Origin of the sequence: Sulfitobacter sp. AS92, assembly GCF_038900015.1 — a bacterium.
In the GTDB taxonomy this organism is placed as follows: domain Bacteria; phylum Pseudomonadota; class Alphaproteobacteria; order Rhodobacterales; family Rhodobacteraceae; genus Sulfitobacter.
Genome location: NZ_JBBMQL010000005.1, coordinates 108472 through 128568, shown reverse-complemented (window position 1 = coordinate 128568; position 20097 = coordinate 108472). Strand labels below are relative to the sequence as shown.

The following is a 20097-nucleotide window of genomic DNA, read 5'->3' as shown; positions in this document are numbered from 1 at the left end:
GGGCAGGACGTAACCGACGATTAAACAAAGGACGGCACCATGGCAGCATTCGACACCACCCGCACCGCTTACGGCTCAACATCGGCCGTCTCTCGTATTGTCAGCTTTTTTGGCGCCTTCTTTGGTGCAGTCGAAGCGTGGCAGGACTCTCGCGCCTCCCGCAAGGCGCTGTCGGACCTGACCGATCTTGAACTGCAAGACATTGGCCTGATCCGTGGCGATATCGACCTTGTGGCGCAAAACCACTTCGTGCGCTGACTGCTGCGCGCCAGTGCGGCGCAGCGCCCTGCCCGAACGCAAAAGCCGTAGCCGGATGCACCCGCTACGGCTTTTTCTGTTTCAGATTTAAGCTGGTTAAGATCAGCGCATGATCGGGCCAGTCAGCCCCGCCAAAGCCTCTGTCACCGGATCAATGGCCATCATCTTGGCACCAATCTGTTCGACACTTGATCCGTTGTTTAATCTCGAAAGCCGCTCATTATACGTCACCGGGCCGATCGCGGCGAGGGTGAAGGCCTTGAATCCAAAGAATACCAGAACGATCAGGTAGAGCCCTGCCATCGGGAAGCTCCGTTTGCCGCGCTTTGGCAAGACGCTGATTAACCCGTCGCGACCGACGCGGGTGACGTAACCATGCTGCATCTTCCGATGCTTGCGCCTCAGAAGTTCAATACGTTTCGCGAATTGAGCGTGTCCTTCAGCCATCACAGCCTCCGTAGCAATTCGGCCCCCACCGTTTGCTGCCAATTTGAATAAAGTCAAATTGTGGCAACAAAGGGGCAAATGGGCCAAATGCAACGAAAATGAGGCGTAAATTATGCGTTAGTTTGCAGCGTTAGTGTCGTCCAGTCACCAATGCTCTCGCGATGTGCCAGATTGATGCCAGATCGTGCATAAACCTCGATCACCTCGTCAGCCTGCTCATTCAACAGCCCCGAGAGAATCGCATAGCCCGCGGGCCGCAGTACTTCGGCCATGTCGGGGGCCAGTGCGACCAGCGGGCCTTTCAGGATATTGGCAAAAACCAAATCAAACGGCGCGGCTTGCGCCAGTTGAGGATGATCGAAGCCCGCGGCTTCGACACAGGTCACGCGGCCTGAAAGGTCATTTGCGTCAACATTGGCCTGCGCCACTTCGACGGCAACTTCGTCGATGTCGCTGGCAAGCACCGGCTCGGGCCAGATGCGCGCGGCGGCCATTGCCAGCACAGCAGTGCCGCAGCCGATATCAACAACGTTCTTGCCGTGGAACCCCTCGCCCGCCAGACGGTCCAAGGCACGCAAGCAGCCCAGCGTCGTGCCGTGGTGCCCGGTGCCAAAGGCCATGGCGGCTTCGATCAACAGCGGCTCGCAGTTGTCTGGCACCTTGTCGGCGTCATGGCTGCCGTAGACAAAGAAACGCCCAGCTTCGACCGGGGCCAACTCGCGGCGCACATGTGCAACCCAATCGGTTTCGGGCAGCTCTGAGATCGTGAAATCCTTGGCCCCCAACGCAGCGGCCAACACGGCCAAAGCGGCGGTGTCGGGAGCTTCCTCGAAATAGCCGCCGACTTCCCACAGGCCCGATCCGTCTTCGACCTCAAAAACGCCGACGCCCGTGGGTTCGGGGATCAGCCGTTCCATTGCCTCGCCCAAAGCATAGGCAGGGTCGCGGCCCGTGAGGGTGGTCAGGGCGGTGAAAGTGGGCATGGCGCGGTCCTTTGCTACGGTGCGGTTGCGCTTCGCCTAGGGCTGCGCGCGCGTCGGGTCAAGCCATGCTGGTTTTCGCGGGCTACTCGGCGGCTTGTGGCACAGCCTGTTGAAAGATCGTCTCACGCCCCGGTGCCGGGTGGCGCGGGATCAGCAGCGACAGCATCAGCGACACCGCCGCCATCCCTGCTGCGAGAAAGAACACCGCCGCAGGCGAGACGAGCCACAACAGGCCAAGCCCGACCGGCAGGAACACCGCCGCGATGTGGTTGATGGTAAAGGCGACCGCCGCCGTGGGGGCGATATCTGCGGGGTCGGCGATCTTTTGGAAATAGGTTTTCAGCGCCAGCGCGAGGGCAAAGAACATGTGGTCCAGCACATAAAGAGTGGCCGCGATGACCACGCCCCAGCCAAGGTAGTAAACCCCGCCGTAAGCCAGAAAGACGATGATCAGCCCGACATATTCAACGGTCAGCGTCCGGCGTTCGCCGAAATGGCCAACCGCACGGCCCATCAGCGGGGCAAAGATCATATTGGCGACGAGGTTGATGAGGTAGAGCATGGTGATCTCATGCACTTCAAAACCGAAGCGTTCGACCATCATGAAACCCGCGAAGACCACGAAAATCTGCCGCCGCGCGCCGGACATGAATTGCAACGCGTAATAGAGCCAATAGCGTTTGCGCAGGATCATCTTTTTGTTCTGCACTGTGGGGGATTCAAACTGCGGATAGGCGACTATCGCGATGATGGCGATCACCACGGTGACACCGCCCCCGATCATATAGACGATGTTGTAGCTGAGGTTCAGCGTCTCCCACAGCGCCATGATTGCCACATAGGCGACCAGCGTTGCCAGCGACCCGGCGGCCATAAGCCAGCCAATCATGCGCGGCGCGTCTTCGATTTTGAGCCATTGCAGTTGGAGCGATTGGTTCACCGTCTCATAATAGTGAAAGCCGATGGAACTGAGCATGGTGATCGTGAGGATACCGCCCATAGAGGGGAAATAGGCGGTGATCGCCGTGGCCGCGCCCAGCAGAATGAGCGAGACCAGCCCGAGCACCTGTTCGCGTACGAAGATAATAATGGCGATAACGCCGATGGCCAGAAAGCCGGGAATTTCGCGCACTGTGTGCAGCAGGCCGATGTCGGACCCGTCAAAATCTGCCACCTCGATAACGAAGTTATTCAGCAGCGCCGACCAGGTGTTGAACGCAATCGGCATCGCCAGCGCCATAAGGAACAGCAGGGCCACGGGGCGACGCCAGAACGGTAGGCGCTTGGCTTCTTCGAGGGTGATATAGCGGGTCATGCGGATTTATTACGCCCGGTATTCGGGAATGGCGAGAGAAAAGGGAGGCTTGGAACGCGCCTCAATGCCACCAGGCCCGAAATCAAGCCGCAGGCGCCGGGCCATCGCCTGCCCGCCCCCGGGTAGGCGATTTAATGTGGCTAGGTGTAACTTCGCGAAGACGCGCCAAGGCTGAGCGATAAAGTGGCACAAAGCACCGTCAGATCACCGACCCGCGGGCAAGCGCTGGCCCTCAACTCTAAGCCAGCCAGCCTCAATAAAAACTCTGCGGATCAATATCCACCGCGAGCCGCAAATCCCCTTTCAGCCGCACCGATCCAACCCAACGGCTCAGCGCCTCCTGCAAGGCGACACTCTTATCCGCCTTTACCAAGAGCCGCACCCGATGCCGCCCCCGCACGCGGGCAATCGGCGCGGGCGCTGGCCCAAAAACCTGCGCGCCCACGGCCCGCAAAGGCCCGTCATGCCGCGCCAGATGATTGCCCAAATCAAATACCGCCGCCGCATCGCTGCCGCTGAGGATGATCCCGGCCATACGCCCGTAAGGCGGCACACCGGCCTGCCTACGCTCACCCGCCTCGGCAGCCCAAAACTTCTCTTCCTCGCCCGCCAAAATGGCGCGGATCACCGGATGCTCGGGCTGGTAGGTCTGCAACAAGGCCGCCCCCGGTGCCTCAGCCCGTCCGGCCCGGCCCGCGACCTGACGCATCAACTGAAACGTCCGCTCCGCCGCCCGCAGGTCCGACCCGGTGAGGCCAAGATCGGCATCAATCACCCCTACCAACGTCAGCTTGGGAAAGTTGTGCCCCTTGGCGACCAGCTGCGTCCCGATGATGATGTCTGCCGTTCCTTCGGCGATCCCCGCAATCTCGGCCTTGAGCGCCCGCGCCGAGCCGTACATGTCCGAACTCAACGTCGCGATGCGTGCTTCGGGCCAAAGCGCCGTGGCCTCTTCGCCCAGCCGTTCAACCCCCGGCCCGATGGGTGCAAGCTTGCCCTCCACTTTGCACGAAGGACAGGCTTCTGGCATCGGCTTGGTCTCACCACACTGGTGGCAAACGAGTCGCTTAAGGAACCGATGCTCCACCATCCGCGCGTCACACTGATCGCAGCCGATTTGTTCGCCACAGGCCCGGCACAGCGTGATCGGCGCATAGCCACGGCGGTTGATAAAGAGCATCGCCTGCTCGCCGCGCTCCAGCCGCGCATCCACCTCGCGCTTCATCTCGCCCGAGATCCATTTGTCCCCCGGCAAACCCGCCTGCCGCATGTCAATCGCGCCCATCTGCGGCATCACCGCCGGGCCGAAGCGCGAAGTCAGCTCCAGCCGCCGATATTTCCCCGCCTCAGCGTTGGCCCATGTCTCAAGGCTTGGCGTCGCACTCGCCAGCACCACCTGCGCGCCGCAGATCGAGGCGCGCAGCACCGCCATGTCCCGCGCGTTATACAGCACTCCATCTTCCTGCTTGTAGGACGTGTCATGCTCCTCATCGACAACGATCAACCCGAGGTTCTGGAACGGTAAGAACAGCGCCGAACGCGCCCCGATGACCAATTGCGCATTGCCCTCGCCCACCATGCGCCAGATGCGGCGGCGCTCTGTCATGGTGACGCCGGAATGCCATTCGGCGGGCTTGGCCCCGAAACGCACTTCGACACGGTCCAAGAACTGTTCGGTCAAAGCGATCTCTGGCAGCAGCACCAAGGCCTGCCGCCCGGACTCAATCGCCGCCGCCACGGCTTCGAGATAGACCTCGGTCTTGCCCGACCCGGTGACGCCGCGCAGGAGGGTGGTGCCGTAGGTCTCGGCCTTGATCCCCTCGCGCAGCACCGCCGCCGCTGTCGCCTGATCCTCGGTCAGCGCCTTGCCGGGCAGTGACGGGTCCAGCCGCCGAAACGGCATATCGCGGGGGCTTTCCTCTTCGCGGACGGCCCCCTGCTCCACCAGCCCCTTCACGACCGAAGACGTCACCCCGGCCATCTCCGACAACTCCTTCAACGTGAAGGCCAGATCGCCATATTCCTCCAACACCGCCATGACCCGCTGGCGCGCGTCGGTCATGCGGGCGGGCACACCATCCCCCGCGCGGTAAATCTTGCGCATCGACGGCGGATCGCCCAAGCCCGGCGCGCGGGTCGCCAGCCGCAGCATCGCGGGCAGTGGGGTCAGCGTATAGGCGGCCGAGCGCAGCAAAAACTCGCGCATCTCATCGCGCATCGGCGGGGCATCCAACACCCGGATGACATGGCGCACCTTGTTGATGTCATAGTCCCCGGCCCCCGGCCCCCAAACCACGCCCATCACCTTCCGCGGGCCCAACGGCACCTCGACGAACGCGCCCGCATGGCAGCCGCCTTCGGGCGCGCGGTAGTCCAGCGCCCGGCCCAGAGGCTGGGTGGTCATCACCGAGAGCAACTCGCCATGATGGTAGAATTCAGCCATGTCTGCCGCATGCTCCGTGTCGCTTGGGGGAATTGAGGCTTTAAGCATCGCAGATCATGCGGTAAAGCCAAGGCAAGCAATAGACCTGTTAGCGATCACATTCCAACCCGGAAGGAAAGCCCATGAAATTCTTCGTAGATACCGCCGAGATCGACGCCATTGCCGAACTCAATGACCTTGGCATGGTCGACGGCGTCACCACCAACCCCTCCCTGATCTTGAAATCAGGCCGTAACATCCTTGAGGTCACCAAAGAGATTTGTGACCTCGTTGATGGCCCAGTTTCTGCCGAAGTGGTGGCGCTGGAGGCCGATGCGATGATCGCCGAAGGCCGCAAACTGGCCGAGATCGCCGACAACATCACCATCAAGCTGCCGCTGACATGGGACGGGCTGAAAGCCTGTAAAGTCCTGTCGGGCGAAGGCCGCATGGTGAACGTCACGCTCTGCTTCTCGGGCAACCAAGCGCTGCTGGCTGCAAAGGCTGGCGCGACTTTCATCTCGCCCTTCATCGGCCGTTTGGACGACATTAACCTTGATGGCATGGACCTGATCCAAGACATCCGCACCATCTATGACAACTACGGCTTTGAGACGCAGATCCTTGCCGCCTCCATCCGCAGCCCGAACCACGTGCTCGACGCAGCGCGCATCGGGGCCGACGTGATGACCGCGCCGCCAGAGGTGATCAAGAAACTGGCCTCCCACCCGTTGACCGACAAAGGTCTTGAGCAGTTCATGGCCGATTGGAAAAAGACCGGTCAGAACATCCTCTGATCCGGCCTTAGCGCCAAGACATCAAACCCCTTCCGCCCGTGGCGGAGGGGGTTTTTCTTTGCCTCAGGCCGCGTTGCCTTCGACCGTCAGATGGTCACCGGACCACAGACCGGGGCGGACCTCGGCCTCAGCCGCACCAGCGCGAATGCGGCGACATTGGCCCACAGGAATCGCAGCGGCCTGCAAAACCAAATCGGTGCCATGCGCAGCTGTTTGCGGCGGCAAGGCCGCGTGCATCCCGTCCAGCGCCACGGAAACATCGCAGGGCAAATACACGCTCGCCCCGCCCACGCCGGTATCCTCTTGCCACGGGGTAAGCGGCGCGCCAACAGCGCCAACGCAGCAAACAGCGGTCTGCAATTCAATCGCCCGCGCCCGCGCACAGCTAAAGACGCGGTTGTAGCCGGTGATCATGTCGGTCTTGGCTGGAATGATCACCAGATCAAGGTTCAGCTCCCCCAGCTTTGACCAAAGTGCTGTATATTCCGCATCAAGGCAGATCGCGATCACGCAGCGCAGCCCGTTCCACTCAAACAGATTGATCCCCGTGCCCGCGATGGTCACACCACTGGCGCCATTCGCCTCCAGCGGGGTCAGGCTCAGCTTGTTCTGCACCTGCATGCCGCCGCCCGGCGTGAGAAACCACGCTTGATTGAGGTAACCTTCGGGCGCATCGACAGAGGGGAAAGCCACTGGGAACGTGCCGGGCAACAGCGCCACGCCGGTCTCCTCAACCATGCGGCGCATGGAATCGAGCGCAATCACGGCGGTTTGCGCCAACCAACCCAACTGTTGATCTGCGGGCAGGTCCACCGGGGCGAAACTCAGCCATTGCGCGCAGCAAAATTCCGGCATGACCAGCAGGTGCGCCTTGCGCGCAGCGGCTTGTTGCAGGCGCAGCTCGACACTGGCGAGCCAGCTTTGCAAAGAGTCGGGCGCAACCTGAAGATTGGCCGCCCAGAGATCGACAGAAACATGTTCCATGTGAGATTTCCTCTCCCGGGAATGGCCATCTCACCACATCCGGGGATATGCGGCAGGCTTAGATCATGCGCACAGCCTAGCGGCTGAAATCCGCGCGTTGACCGAAGCAAACACCCCCGGGCCGCTTTTGTTCCCGAAGGCTTCGTTCTACATCGACGGCCTGACGCAGAGCGGCAACAAAGACCGCAGGCGGCAGTACCGTGACCAATTTGGGGCAGATCTTGACGCCTCACCATGTTATGACACCGCAAATCAAAAAGAGACGCCCATGAGCAGCAGCCCGAAAATCGACGACGCCTTGCGCGAGGCGATCATCTCCGCACCCGATGTCATCCTTGACGACAGCGATGTGATGCAGGCGCTGATCGCCGCGAATGAAAAGGCCATGGGCGGCAATATCGTCGACCTGCGCGGCATCGCGATGGAGCGTTTGGAAACCCGCCTTGATCGGTTGGAAGACACACACCGAAGCGTCATCGCGGCGGCCTATGAGAACCTTGCCGGAACCAACCAGATCCACCGTGCAATCCTGCAAATGCTGGACCCGGTGGAATTTGAGACCTTCCTGCGTAATCTAGGCGGAGAAGTGGCAGACATCCTGCGGGTAGATGCGGTGAAGCTGGTGCTGGAGTCGGTCCAGAACGACAATGATCCGGCGGTGCAGCGTTTGGGTGATGTGCTGACCGTTGCCGAACCGGGCTTTATCGATGATTACCTCAGCCATGGCCGCGGCGGATTGGTGCGGCAGGTAACTCTCCGTGCGCTCCAAGACGGTTCTGAAACCCTGTATGGCACCAAGGCTGGTTGGATCCGTTCTGAGGCCTGTCTTAAACTTGATTTCGGCACAGGCCGCCTGCCCGGTCTTTTGGTCATGGGCGCCGAAGACCCGCATATGTTTGGCCCGCAGCAGGGCACCGATCTGCTCACCTTCTTTACCGGCGTGCTGGAACGTACCATGCGCCGCTGGCTGTCTTGAGCGCTGCGGCAAATCCGCTGCTGATCAGCCCCGCCGCGCGGGATGCGCTGCAAACGTGGCTGGAGCATCAAAGCGCGTTGAAGGACGCGGCAGAGAATACCATCACCGCCTATCGGGGCGATGTAACTGAGTTCCTCGCCTTCATGACCCTGCACAAGGGCGATACTCAAGGCCTTGGCGCCTTGGCTAAGATCACCATCAGCGACATGCGGGCCTGGATGGCCCGCATGCGCAGCGGCGGGGTCGGGTCACGTTCCGTCGCACGCAAACTGTCGGCGGTGAAAGCATTCTATCGCTGGCTGGCCGAGCGTGAGGGGTTCGAGCCGACCGCCGTACTTCTCACCCGCTCGCCCAAATTTCAAAAGAAGCTCCCCCGCCCCTTGGCGGAAGACGCCGCGCGCGCGTTAATCGATTGTGTGGAAACCCAAGCCCGCGCCCCATGGGTGGCGGCGCGCGACGTGGCGGTGCTGACGATGCTTTGGGGCTGCGGGCTGCGGATCTCCGAGGCGCTCGCGCTCAAGGGCGGCGATGCGCCTTTGCCGAGCAGCCTACGTATTCTTGGCAAAGGCAGCAAAGAACGGGTCGTACCAGTGCTGCCTGCAGCCCGCGCCGCCGTCGACGACTACCTCGTCGTCTGCCCCCACCCGCAAGAGCCGCAAGCCCCGCTGTTCCGGGCTATTCGCGGTGGTGCCTTGGGCGCGCGGGCGGTGGCGCAAGTGATGGCCGATGCCCGGATGCAACTGGGCCTTCCGGCCACCGCAACACCCCATGCCATGCGCCACAGCTTTGCCACGCACCTGCTGGATGCGGGCGGCGATCTGCGGGCGATCCAAGAGCTGTTGGGCCATGCGTCCCTGTCGACCACACAGGCTTATACCGCTGTTGATACTGCGCGGCTGATAGAGGTCTATAACAACGCCCATCCCAAAGCGGGCCGCTGACCCCCTTGCACCGCGCGGGCCAATCGCCATATTGAGGCCAAGCGAGGACGACCTCCCCCATTTGGGCAGCCACTCGGGACGACCCGACCGATACCGGGAACGACCCCATGCGCAGCACCGCAGACCGCATCCGCCACGCCATCAGCTTTGAAATTCTTGCCCTTTTGATCGTCACGCCCATGGGCGCGTGGCTTTTTGACAAACCTCTGCATGAGATTGGCGTCGTCACCGTCGTAAGCGCCAGCATCGCGACGGGATGGAATTACCTTTACAACCTTGGGTTCGACCACGCCCTACGCCGTCTGCGCGGCACGGTGCGCAAGACTGTGCCGATCCGAGTGCTTCACGCTGTGATATTTGAGATCGGCCTGCTCTTCGTCCTGATGCCCTTTATCGCGTGGTACTTGAGCATTTCGCTGATGGAGGCGTTCTTGATCGACGTGAGCTTCGCGCTCTTCTACCTGATCTACGCTTTCGCGTTTAACTGGATCTACGACGTGATCTTCCCGGTGCCGGAGCCTGCAAGCCCGTCTTAATCGGCCCGGAGGCGGCTCACGAACTCGGCTGCCGCCTCTGCCGGATCACGCGCGCCCTCGGCCACCGCGTCACTGAGGCGGTTCAGATCGTCCTTTGCCTGCGGTGTTTCCAACTGCGCCAAAAGCCTTTGTTTCACGTCTTGCTCAAACCAATAGCGCGCCTGCGCGGCCCGTGTTCGGTCCCAAAAGCCATTTGCGCGCCGCCAGTCGATCAGCTCCTGCAAGGCGGTCCAAGTCTCATCTAGCCCGTGTTCCTCCAGCGCCGACACCGCCGTTGCTCGGGGGTAGCCTTCGGGGTCTTGCGGGCGCTTGCGTAGAAGACGCAGCGCCCCGGCATAATCCGCTCGGGTCCGCGACGCGGTGGATTTCAAGTCACCATCCGCCTTGTTGATCACGATAAGATCGGCAATCTCCATGATGCCGCGTTTGACGCCCTGCAACTCATCCCCGCCTGCCGGCGCCAGCAGCAGCACAAAGGCGTCAGACATCTCGGCCACCACGGTCTCAGATTGACCCACACCCACGGTCTCGATCAGAACCACGTCAAACCCCGCCGCCTCGCACAGCCGCACCGCCTCGCGGGAACGGCGCGCCACACCCCCGAGATGCGTCTGGCTGGGGGAGGGTCGGATGAAAGCCCGCGGTTCACGGCTGAGCCGGTCCATCCGCGTTTTGTCGCCCAAAATCGACCCGCCTGAGCGCGCCGAACTGGGGTCAACCGCCAGTACCGCCACGCGCTTGCCCTGCGCGGTCAGCATCATGCCAAAGCTTTCGATGAAGGTGGATTTGCCCACCCCCGGCGTGCCCGAAAGGCCAATGCGCAGCGCTTGTCGATCTGTCGGCAGTTTCGCCAGCAGCTCTGCCGCCGCCGCGCGATGGTCCGCACGGCCCGATTCCACCAGCGTGATCGCCCGCGCCAATGCGCGCCGCTCGCCTGCTATGATGCCCATGGCCAGATCGTCGATATTCATGGGCCAACTTTTGCGGGGACGGCGCGGAATTGTCCATCCCCACCCTTGGCGCGGCGGCGGCTTTGCCCGATAACCACGCCATGTCCAACGCTGATTTCGCCCTGCCCATCGACGCCGTCCTGCCTGACGTGATCGCCGCCCTACGAGAGACGGGCCGCGTGGTTCTGCAAGCGCCCCCCGGCGCGGGCAAGACGACACGCGTGCCGCTGGCGATGCTCGACGCTCGCCTGACCCAAGGCCGCATCCTGATGCTGGAGCCGCGCCGCCTCGCCGCCCGCGCCGCTGCCGCGCGTATGGCCGAGAGCTTGGGCGAAGAGACTGGCCAGACCGTCGGTTTCCGGGTGCGCGGGGCCTCTGCCGTGTCGAAAAACACCCGCATTAAGGTCGTGACCGAAGGCATCCTGACCCGCATGTTGCAAGACAACCCTGATCTGCCGGGCGTCGGCGCGGTGATCTTTGACGAATTTCACGAACGCTCGCTCAACGCTGATTTGGGCCTCGCGCTTTGCCTCGAAATCGCGGGCGCTTTGCGTGACGATCTGTTGCTCGTCGCCATGTCTGCCACGCTCGATGCCGCCCCGGTGGCCGCGTTGATGGAGGCGCCCATCGTGACCTCTGAGGGGCGCAGTTTCGATGTGGAGCCGCGCTGGCTCGACAAACCCATGGGCAAGCAACGGCTTGAGAATGCAGCAGCCGATCTGACGCTCAAGGCGCTCAACGAGGCACCGGGCTCCGCGCTGGTTTTCCTCCCTGGGGAAGGTGAGATCAGGCGGGTGGAGGCGCTGTTGCGCTCTGCCTTGCCGGGCGATTGCACCTTGGCCCCTCTGTTTGGCGCGCTGGATTTCAAAGCCCAGCAAGCAGCTATTGCTCCCGCAAAATCAGGCCGCAAGGTGGTGTTGGCGACCTCCATCGCCGAAACCTCCCTGACCATCGAAGGCATCCGCATCGTGGTCGACGCAGGCCGCTCGCGCCGAGCGCTGTTTGATCCATCCTCGGGCATGTCGCGGTTGGTGACCGAGCGCGTCACCCGCGCCGAGGCAACCCAACGCGCAGGCCGCGCCGGGCGGCTGGACGCGGGCGTGGCCTACAAACTCTGGACCCGCGGCGAAGAAGGTGCGCTGGCCGCCTTCCCCCCGGCAGAGATCGAGGCGGGCGATCTGACCGGATTTGCGCTGGAACTGGCACTTTGGGGCGCGCAGGCGGAGGAGTTGAGCTTTGTCACCCCGCCCCATGCGGGACGCTTGGCCGAGGCGCAGTCGGTCTTGCAGATGCTGGGCGCGCTGGACGACAGCGGACGTATCACCGCGCACGGGCGGGTGCTTGCCAAACTGCCGCTGCACCCGCGTCTTGCGCATATGGTCGCGCGCGGTGGGCCACGTGCACCGCTACTTGCCGCGCTTTTGGCTGAGCGTGATCCAATGCGCGGCGCGCCCGTCGATCTGTCGCTGCGGATGGACGCGCTGGCCGGAAAACGCACCGCCGCCGTGCCTCATGCCCCGACGCTGGCGCGGATCAAGGCCGAAGCGAAGCGGCTGGGCCGCATGACGAAGGGCGAAGGGCCGGACGGTTTAGGCGTGCTGGCCGCCTTGGCCTATCCGGACCGTGTCGGTCTGCTCCGCAAGGGCGACGCGCCGCGCTATGTGCTCTCTGGCGGAAAAGGGGCGATTTTGCCAGACACCGATCCGATGGCGGGCGCACGTCTGCTGGTGGCAACGGACCTCGACGGCGACCCGCGCGAGGCGCGCATCCGGCAAGCGGCGCTGATAACGGATGCGGAACTGCGCGCGACTTTCCCCGAGCAAATTCACTGGCAGGATGTTTGCCTCTGGTCGCGCCGCGAGGGACGTGTGCTGACCCGGCGGCAAGAGGTCTTCGGGGCGCTGGTGCTGGAGGACCGCACATGGCCCGACGCGCCTGCCGATGCGGTTGCCGTGGCGATGCTCGACGGGGTGCGGCAGTTGGGTCTGAAGCCCGGCAAAGCAGCCGACCTGTTCTTGTCCCGCGCCCGTCTGATGTCCGCGCCCTTTCCCGATTTTTCGGACGATCACTTGATGGCAACGCTCGACGACTGGCTGCTGCCGCATCTCGCGGGTGTGCGCAGCACCGGAGATTGGAAGGGCTTTGATCTGACCCCGGCGTTGAAGGCGCGGCTGACGTGGGAGCAGCAACAAGAGCTCGATCGCGCGGCGCCGGGGCATTTTGAAACCCCACTGGGGCGGCGCGTGGCGATTGACTACAGCGGCGAACAGCCCGGCATTGCGCTGCGCTTGCAAGAGATGTTTGGCGTCACACGGCATCCGACGGTGGGCGGGCAACCGCTGCAGGTCACCCTGCTGTCCCCCGCCCAACGCCCGGTGCAGGTGACGATGGACATTCCGGGCTTTTGGGCGAGTTCCTATGCGGATGTGCGCAAGGATATGCGCGGGCGCTACCCGCGTCACCCGTGGCCCGAAGACCCCACAGTGGCCGACCCGACCCTACGCGCCAAACCGCGCGGCACTTAAAAACGAAAACGCGCGCCGAAATGGCGCGCGGTCGGGTCTTTTGGTTCTTAGAAATTAGGCTGCAACAAACTTCAACGACACACCGTTAAGGCAATGACGCTTGCCGGTTGGTTCTGGCCCATCGTCAAAAATATGGCCCAAATGGCTGCCACAACGGTCACAGTGGACTTCGGTCCGGCGCATGAAGAAACTGTTGTCGGCCATTGTCTCAACAGCATCGTCGAGCGGTTGATAGAAGCTTGGCCAGCCAGTGCCGCTTTTGAACTTGGTCGCGGCATCGTAAAGCGGCTGATCACAGCCCTTGCAGATGAACGTGCCTGCACGGGTTTCGTCGTTAAGCGGGCTGGTAAAGGCACGCTCTGTGTCGCCTTCGCGCATGACCGCAAATTCAGTGTCGTTCAGCATTGCGCGCCATTCGGCCTCTGTGCGCTCAACCTCGAAATTGCCTTCAACATAGGACGCTAATGCCCCCCGCACGCCCAGCCCCATGGCGGTGGCGCCCAGAAAGGTCGATGTCAGAAAATGACGTCTGTTCATGGTATTACTCCTCGCGGTGGGGTGGGGTCGTGCCGGGCCAACATGGGGGTGCTGGCCCGACGTCACAGTGTGGGTCGCCTATTACTTGGGGACCAACACGCTGTTTACAACGTGGATCACGCCATTGGACTGGTTCACATCTGCGATAGTCACACGTGAAGCGTTGCCGTTTTCATCAAGTATATAGACATTATTGCCCTTTACCTGAGCCGACAGAGCGTCTCCCGATACCGCTTCGAAATGGTAGAACCCATCGCTGGAGGCGCGTGCCTTGGCGGCGATGTCAGCGGCAGACCAGTTGCCAGCAACAACATGCGCGGTCAGTACTTTTGTCAGCATCTCTTTATTTTCGGGCTTCAGCAGCGTCTCAACGGTGCCAGCGGGCAGCGCGTCGAAGGCGGAGTTGACGGGTGCGAAGACGGTGAACGGGCCTTCGGAAGCCAGCGTGTCAACCAGACCAGCGGCTTTCACAGCGGCAACCAGCGTGGTGTGGTCGGCAGAATTCACAGCGTTTTCGACGATGTTCTTGCTCTCGAACATATCCGCACCGCCGACCTGTGGATTGGCAGCGATGGCACCGGTGGCCAGCAGAGCGGCAGTGGCAGTGGCGGCGGCGAAAGTTTTGAAGTTGATCATTGGGTTTCCTCCTCAGATGCCTCCCGTTTTGGGCGGCGATGATGAACCCACGAGGCGAGATGGAGTGGAGTTTCAGGAAGGTCGAAAAAACATCTAATTTATTGTTTTGTAATGGAAATGGAAAATGCCCACCTCTGTTTGAGATGGGCATCTTTGGGTCTTAAAGTTCGGCCACGGCCCCGGCGGCCATGATGGTCCCGGTGGGGGCGCCTTCCGGCGCGCCGCCCGGCGGCTCGTCGGTGATGGCCAGCGTGATCTGTGCCGCCTCTGCAGCCAGATCGGCGGGCAAGGCCACGCGGGTCACGTCGCCCTCAGGCAACACGCCCAAAGAGATCGGCGCGCGGTCCGGCAGAATGGCCCAAAGCTCCAGCACGCGGCCATCAGGTGCATTACCCGATACCCGGCGCAGCGCGATATCGCCGCGCGACATGTCCATAACAGCCAGCATTTCCAGCGCACTGTCTTCGGCGGCCATGCGGGTGGCATAGACATCGCCCGGCAGTTCCGTCGGTGCCTCGCGCAGCATTGGCAGGGCGAGGAAAGCCACGGTGGCCAGTGCGGCAACCGAAAGCCCCTGCCAGAGCCAGAGGCGCTGCATCAAAGGCACGCGGCGCGCGGGGAAGAGCCGCGACATCAGTGACTTGCGCGCCTTTGCGGGCGGGGCTACTGGCGCGATATCATCGGTCAGGGCGACCAAACGTTCCTGCCAGTCGGCCACACTGCGGGCAAACGCGCGATCTTGCATAAGGCGGGCGCGTGCGGTCACGCGGTCTTCGCCCTCAAGCAGACCCAATGCCATTTCAGCGGCCAGCAGATCGTCGTCTTCGGGCGGGATGATAGGGGTGTCACTCATGCGCTCATACACTCCCGCAAGCTCAACAGCCCGCGCCGCAGCCAGGTGCGCATTGTATTGAGCGGCACGTTAAAACGCGCGGCAAGGTCGGCATAGCTGTCGCCATCAAGATAGGCACCGCGGACGGCAGCCCCCCGATCGGCCTCAAGATCATCCAGACAACCAGTCAGGCGCTTGGCTTCAGAAGCAGCGACGGCAGATTGTTCAGGGTTCGGCCCCGGCGCGGCCAGTTCCAGCCCCGGCGTGTCGATATCTTGATGCCCCTTACGGGTCGCGCGCAGCCGATCGATCGCAGTGTTGCGCGCGATGGTGATCAGCCACGTCATCGGCGACAGGCCATTGGCCTGATAGCGGTCGGAATGGTTCCAGATTTTGACGAAACTGTCCTGCATGGCGTCCTCTGCTGCGGCCCGTGTATCCAACACACGCAGGCAGACCCCGAATAGTTTCCCAGACACCCGATCATAAAGCGCCTCAAAGGCGGCACGATCCCCCAAAGCAACCTGTGCAATCAGACGCTCAATCTCTTCACGGTCGCTGTCCAAGGGCCACTCCTTTGGGCGGTGATGTCTTTTACGGCACAGCAATCATGGTGCGACAGCCGCTGCAAAAGTCAACGATGCAATAGAACCGCATCTTTCGAATGCCACCCTGCCCCAACCTAGGGCAGTCGCGCAACCCATCGCGGAAAAACGAAAATTCGCCCCGCCGTTCACAGAGATTGCAGGCTCTGGATGCTTAGGCTACCCACAATTCAGAGGGGAATGCGCAAAGGGAGACTGTGCATGCAAAACGCGCTTGAGACGTCATATGACGTGGTGATCGTGGGCGGGGCCATCTACGGCTCGGCCTTGGCTTGGTGGTTGACCAACACGCCGGGGTTTGACGGCGAAGTGCTGGTGGTGGAGCGTGACCCCACCTATGAATTTGCCTCGACCAGCCACACGAATTCCTGCATCCGGCAGCAGTTCACCGCGCCGGTGAACATCCAGATTTCGCAGTTCGGGGCCGAGTTCATCCGCAACTTCCGCCAGTTCATGCATGACGATCCCGAGGTGCCAAAACTGGCGCTGCAATGCTTCGGCTACCTCTACCTTGCCGACACGCCCGAGTTCGCCCAAACCCTGCGCGAAGCGCAGAGCATTCAGGCCTCTCTGGGTGCGCATACCCAGCATATGACCAAGGATGAGATCGCCGCGCGCTATCCGTTTTACATGCTCGACGATGTCATCGCGGGCAACCACAACACGGTGAACGAGGGCTATTTTGACGGCGGCACCATGTTTGACTGGTTCAAACGTATGGCCAAGCGCCGGGGCGTGACCTTTATCCATGACGAGGTGACGGGCATGACCCTGAACCCCGCAGGCAGCGCGGTGGATGCGGTGACGCTGAAATCCGGCGCAACGGTCTCTTGCGGCACGGTGGTCAACGCCTCTGGCCCCCGCGCGGCGGCGACGGCGCGGATGGCGGGCATCACCCTGCCCGTCGTGCCACGCAAACGCTACACCTTCATCTTTGACGCCGCCGAGCCGCTGGAGATGGACCTGCCGCTGACCATCGACCCCAGCGGCGTGCATATGCGTCAAGAGGGTAAGTATTATATGGCAGGCTGCCCGCCGGAGGATGACTACGACGCGGCCTATGATGATTTCACCTTTGACCATTCAATCTGGGAGGAGAAAGTCTGGCCCATCATCGCCACCCGCGTCCCGGCCTTTGAGCGGGTCAAGGTGATCAACGAATGGGTCGGGCATTACGCGTTTAACACCGTGGATCAAAACGCAATTGCCGGGCGGCACGACAAGGTCGAGAACTTCGTTTTTATGAACGGGTTTTCCGGCCATGGGTTGCAGCAAGCCCCCGCCATCGGGCGCGGCACGGCTGAGTTGATCACCCATGGCGCCTATCGCACGCTGGACCTCACCCCATTGGACTACGGGCGCATCACGCGGTCGGAGAAATTTATCGAAAAGGCCGTGATATGAAGCACCCCGAGAACACATTCCTCACGGCCATCCGCGCCGGGAAAAAGCAGTTGGGCCTCTGGGTCTCCCTCTCGGATGGCTATGCCGCCGAGGTGGTGGCCCATGCGGGCTATGACTGGGTAGTGCTGGATATGGAGCATGCGCCGAGCGACATGAAATCGGTGCTGGGCCAGCTACAGGCATTCTCGGGCAGCGACACAACGGCGATGGTGCGGCCCGATTGGAACGACGCGGTCAAGGTCAAACGCCTGATGGACCTCGGCGCGCCGGGGCTGCTGTTTCCAATGGTGCAATCCCCCGACGAGGCACGCGCTGCTGTCGCCGCCTGCCGCTATCCGCCGCGCGGCATCCGGGGTGTGGCCGGGCTGAACCGCGCCAACCAGTTTGGCCGGGTCGAGGATTACAACACCGAGGTTGAGAACCAGACCGCGATCCTGATCCAGCTTGAAACCCGCCCCGCCGTGGAAAACGCCGCCGCCTTTGCCGAGGTTGAGGGGATCGACGGCATCTTCTTTGGCCCCGCCGATATCGCCGCCGACATGGGACATTTGGGCCAGACCCTGCACCCCGAGGTTTGGGAGGTGATCCGCCCCGCCGCCAAGCTGCTAATGGACAAGGGCATTCCAGTGGGCACGTTGGTCACCGACCCCGATTTCGCCGCAACGCTGCTGAATGAGGGCTTTAGTTTCGTCGCCTGCGGGACTGACGTTGGTCTTTTGGCCAAAGGGGCCGACGCGCTGCGCGCCCAAGTACGCGACAAGATTTCTGAGACTTGAGAGGAAGATATTATGAAATTTAAGAAACTGGTCCTGACAGGCGCCGCCGGGCGGCTTGGCTCCTACCTGCGCGAACCACTGGCCGCGATGTGCGAAGAATTGGTCAGCACCGACATTGCTGATGACATCGGCAAGCTTTACGCTGGCGAGCGCTACGCCAAGGCCGATCTGGCTGAATATGATCAGATCGCTCCTCTGATGGAAGGTGCCGACATGGTCGTGCACTTCGGTGCCATCGTGGACGAGAAGCCTTTCATGGAACTGCTCGGCCCAAACTTCGTCGGTTCCTACAACGTCTGGGAGGCTGCCTATCAGGCAGGCGCACGCCGCGTGGTTTATGCCTCGTCCATCCACGCTGTGGGGATGCATAAGAAATCCGATTTCATCGGCATCGACGCCCCGCACAAGCCCGACACTTTCTACGGCCTCGCCAAATGCTTCACCGAAGACCTAGGCTCCATGTATTGGGACAAACGCCAGCTTGAATCCGTGCATCTGCGCATTCTCAGCGCAGCGCAGGTCAACAACTCCCGCGCGCTTGGATCGTGGCTGTCGTATGACGATCTGATCCAGCTTGTAACCCGCGCCGTTGACACGCCCTCAGTCGGTTTCTCGGTGATCTACGGTGTGTCGAACAACGACCGCGCCCCGGTGGACAACACCAAGGCGGCCTTCCTCGGCTACCGCCCCAAGGACAACGCCGAGCAATTCGCCGAAAAAGTGCTCGCCGAAGAAGGCCCGGTCGACATCACCGACCCCGGCCAGATGTGTCACGGCGGCCCCTTCGCCAAGGTCGATCTGGGCGAAAGCGGATTGGCACAGATGACCATCGTCAACGACAAGAAAGAGACCTGATCAGGCTCTGAGGAGGGACCGTCATGAAGCTGCAAGATCTCGACATCATCGTGACGGCCCCGCCCGCCCCCGGCTGGGGCGGGCGCTATTGGATACTGGTTAAAGTAATTACCGACACGGGCGTGACCGGTTGGGGCGAATGCTATGCCGCCAGCGTCGGGCCCGACGCGATGCGCGCAGTGATCGAGGATGTCTTTGCCCGCCATATGCTTGGCGAGAACCCCGAGAATGTTGAGCTGATGTTCCGCCGCGCCTATTCCGCGGGCTTCACCCAGCGGCCAGACCTGACTGTGATGGGCGTGTTTTCGGGGCTAGAGATCGCCTGTTGGGATATCTTGGGCAAAGACCGAGGCCGCCCAGTGCATGCGCTGATCGGCGGGCGTACCAATGACCGCGTGCGCGGCTATACCTACCTCTACCCCCTACCGCATCACGATATGGCGGAGTTCTGGACCTCGCCCGAGATGGCGGCGGAATCGGCGGCGGACTGCGTGGCGCGGGGCTATACGGCGGTGAAATTCGATCCCGCCGGTCCCTATACGCTGCGCGGCGGGCATATGCCTGCGATGTCGGATATCAGCACCTCCGTCGCCTTTTGCAAAGCCATCCGCGAGGCCGTGGGCGACCGTGCCGATCTGCTCTTTGGCACCCATGGGCAGTTCACCACCGCGGGCGCGATCAGGCTGGGGCAAGCGTTAGAGCCCTATAGCCCGCTCTGGTACGAAGAGCCGATCCCCCCAGACGCGCCCGAGCAGATGGCCAAGGTCGCGCGCGGCGTGCGCATCCCCGTGGCCACGGGCGAGCGGCTGACGACGAAGGCCGAGTTCGCGCCCCTGCTGCGCGCCGGTGCGGCAGAGATTTTGCAACCGGCGCTTGGCCGCGTCGGTGGCATTGCCGAGGCCAAGAAGATCGCAGCCATGGCCGAAGTCTATAACGCGCAGATCGCACCGCATCTTTATGCCGGGCCGGTGGAATGGGCGGCGAATGTGCAGCTTGCCACCGCGATCCCGAATATCCTGATGTGTGAGTGCATTGAGACGCCGTTTCACGATCAACTGATCAAGGGGTCAATCCGGGTGGAGGATGGGTTCATCACCGCACCCGAAGCGCCCGGTCTGGGGATCGAAGTGGACGAAGACCTTGCCCGCGCGCATCCCTACACAGGCGATGGGCTGCATCTGGAGATGCGCGAGGCGCCTTGCGACTATGTGAAAGGGAACAATTTTCAGGGCGGCGCGCCAGCGGATAGCCACTAGGCGCGCATACCCGGCCCGGATTCAAGCCGCAGGCGCCGGGCCATCGCCTGCCCGCCCCCCGG

Annotated in this window: 20 protein-coding genes; 10 read left to right on the top strand and 10 right to left on the bottom strand. The window is 62.3% G+C overall.

Features of this window, described 5'->3' with window-relative positions; all coding sequences use genetic code 11:
• The first annotated feature begins 39 nt into the window (after positions 1 to 39).
• Entirely contained in the window at positions 40 to 258 is a 219-nt protein-coding gene (locus WNY61_RS11335) for a DUF1127 domain-containing protein (protein WP_342851549.1), read from the top strand.
• Positions 259 to 360: 102 nt separating this feature from the next.
• On the opposite strand, the gene WNY61_RS11330 is transcribed toward WNY61_RS11335, so the two are convergent.
• The 4 genes from WNY61_RS11330 to WNY61_RS11315 form a co-directional block, all read right to left on the bottom strand.
• The gene (locus tag WNY61_RS11330) at positions 361 to 642 is read right to left on the bottom strand and encodes a hypothetical protein (protein WP_342851548.1); all 282 of its coding nucleotides are present in this window, start codon (positions 640 to 642) and stop codon (positions 361 to 363) included.
• 173 nt (positions 643 to 815) lie between these two features.
• Complete coding sequence (locus WNY61_RS11325; RefSeq protein WP_342851547.1) at positions 816 to 1688, bottom strand: 50S ribosomal protein L11 methyltransferase; 873 nt, start codon at positions 1686 to 1688, stop codon at positions 816 to 818.
• An 82-nt stretch (positions 1689 to 1770) separates the two neighbouring features.
• On the bottom strand, positions 1771 to 3003 hold the full coding sequence (locus WNY61_RS11320; protein WP_342851546.1) for an MFS transporter: 1233 nt from the start codon (positions 3001 to 3003) through the stop codon (positions 1771 to 1773).
• Positions 3004 to 3256: 253 nt separating this feature from the next.
• Positions 3257 to 5446 carry a primosomal protein N' gene (locus WNY61_RS11315; protein ID WP_342851545.1) on the bottom strand — a complete coding sequence of 730 codons (2190 nt, stop codon included), beginning with the start codon at positions 5444 to 5446 and terminating at the stop codon, positions 3257 to 3259.
• Positions 5447 to 5568: 122 nt separating this feature from the next.
• Between WNY61_RS11315 and fsa the strand changes: the two genes are divergently transcribed.
• Positions 5569 to 6222 (top strand): fructose-6-phosphate aldolase, encoded by a 654-nt coding sequence (fsa, locus tag WNY61_RS11310; RefSeq protein ID WP_007119104.1) that lies wholly within the window; start codon positions 5569 to 5571, stop codon positions 6220 to 6222.
• Positions 6223 to 6285: 63 nt separating this feature from the next.
• Here the strand turns inward: fsa and WNY61_RS11305 are convergent, their stop codons facing one another.
• The gene (locus WNY61_RS11305) at positions 6286 to 7206 is read right to left on the bottom strand and encodes a nitrilase-related carbon-nitrogen hydrolase (RefSeq protein WP_342851544.1); all 921 of its coding nucleotides are present in this window, start codon (positions 7204 to 7206) and stop codon (positions 6286 to 6288) included.
• Between the two features lie 268 nt (positions 7207 to 7474).
• Here WNY61_RS11305 and WNY61_RS11300 point away from each other — a divergent pair, with 268 nt between their 5' ends.
• From WNY61_RS11300 to WNY61_RS11290, 3 genes are all read left to right on the top strand, one after another.
• Complete coding sequence (locus WNY61_RS11300) at positions 7475 to 8182, top strand: DUF484 family protein (RefSeq protein ID WP_342851543.1); 708 nt, start codon at positions 7475 to 7477, stop codon at positions 8180 to 8182.
• Complete coding sequence (locus tag WNY61_RS11295; protein WP_342851542.1) at positions 8179 to 9123, top strand: tyrosine recombinase XerC; 945 nt, start codon at positions 8179 to 8181, stop codon at positions 9121 to 9123. The genes WNY61_RS11300 and WNY61_RS11295 overlap by 4 nt, the downstream gene beginning before the upstream one ends.
• A gap of 107 nt (positions 9124 to 9230) precedes the next feature.
• Entirely contained in the window at positions 9231 to 9659 is a 429-nt protein-coding gene (locus WNY61_RS11290; protein ID WP_342851541.1) for a PACE efflux transporter, read from the top strand.
• Here the strand turns inward: WNY61_RS11290 and meaB are convergent.
• Positions 9656 to 10630: a methylmalonyl Co-A mutase-associated GTPase MeaB gene (gene meaB / locus WNY61_RS11285; RefSeq protein ID WP_342851540.1), complete on the bottom strand. Its 975-nt coding sequence runs from the start codon at positions 10628 to 10630 to the stop codon at positions 9656 to 9658. The genes WNY61_RS11290 and meaB overlap by 4 nt on opposite strands.
• 80 nt (positions 10631 to 10710) lie before the next feature.
• On the opposite strand from meaB, the gene hrpB reads away from it, so the two are divergent.
• Complete coding sequence (gene hrpB / locus WNY61_RS11280; protein ID WP_342851657.1) at positions 10711 to 13134, top strand: ATP-dependent helicase HrpB; 2424 nt, start codon at positions 10711 to 10713, stop codon at positions 13132 to 13134.
• 54 nt (positions 13135 to 13188) lie between these two features.
• Here hrpB and msrB read toward each other — a convergent pair whose 3' ends face one another.
• From msrB to WNY61_RS11260, 4 genes are all read right to left on the bottom strand, one after another.
• On the bottom strand, positions 13189 to 13671 hold the full coding sequence (gene msrB / locus WNY61_RS11275) for a peptide-methionine (R)-S-oxide reductase MsrB (protein WP_342851539.1): 483 nt from the start codon (positions 13669 to 13671) through the stop codon (positions 13189 to 13191).
• 81 nt (positions 13672 to 13752) lie between these two features.
• The gene (locus tag WNY61_RS11270; protein WP_342851538.1) at positions 13753 to 14307 is read right to left on the bottom strand and encodes a fasciclin domain-containing protein; all 555 of its coding nucleotides are present in this window, start codon (positions 14305 to 14307) and stop codon (positions 13753 to 13755) included.
• Between the two features lie 160 nt (positions 14308 to 14467).
• Positions 14468 to 15160, bottom strand: a complete 693-nt coding sequence (locus tag WNY61_RS11265) for an anti-sigma factor (protein ID WP_342851537.1) — start codon at positions 15158 to 15160, stop codon at positions 14468 to 14470.
• Positions 15157 to 15705: a sigma-70 family RNA polymerase sigma factor gene (locus WNY61_RS11260; RefSeq protein WP_342851536.1), complete on the bottom strand. Its 549-nt coding sequence runs from the start codon at positions 15703 to 15705 to the stop codon at positions 15157 to 15159. Before WNY61_RS11260 ends, WNY61_RS11265 begins: the two co-directional genes overlap by 4 nt.
• 240 nt (positions 15706 to 15945) lie before the next feature.
• Between WNY61_RS11260 and WNY61_RS11255 the strand changes: the two genes are divergently transcribed.
• The 4 genes from WNY61_RS11255 to WNY61_RS11240 are packed head-to-tail and all read left to right on the top strand — an operon-like array spanning position 15946 to position 20035.
• On the top strand, positions 15946 to 17148 hold the full coding sequence (locus WNY61_RS11255; protein WP_342851535.1) for an FAD-binding oxidoreductase: 1203 nt from the start codon (positions 15946 to 15948) through the stop codon (positions 17146 to 17148).
• Positions 17145 to 17924, top strand: a complete 780-nt coding sequence (locus tag WNY61_RS11250; RefSeq protein ID WP_342851534.1) for an HpcH/HpaI aldolase/citrate lyase family protein — start codon at positions 17145 to 17147, stop codon at positions 17922 to 17924. Before WNY61_RS11255 ends, WNY61_RS11250 begins: the two co-directional genes overlap by 4 nt.
• 12 nt (positions 17925 to 17936) lie before the next feature.
• Positions 17937 to 18779 carry an NAD(P)-dependent oxidoreductase gene (locus WNY61_RS11245; RefSeq protein ID WP_342851533.1) on the top strand — a complete coding sequence of 281 codons (843 nt, stop codon included), beginning with the start codon at positions 17937 to 17939 and terminating at the stop codon, positions 18777 to 18779.
• 23 nt (positions 18780 to 18802) lie between these two features.
• A complete protein-coding gene (locus WNY61_RS11240; protein WP_342851532.1) occupies positions 18803 to 20035 on the top strand; it encodes a mandelate racemase/muconate lactonizing enzyme family protein in 1233 nt (410 codons plus the stop codon).
• Positions 20036 to 20097: the final 62 nt, after the last annotated feature.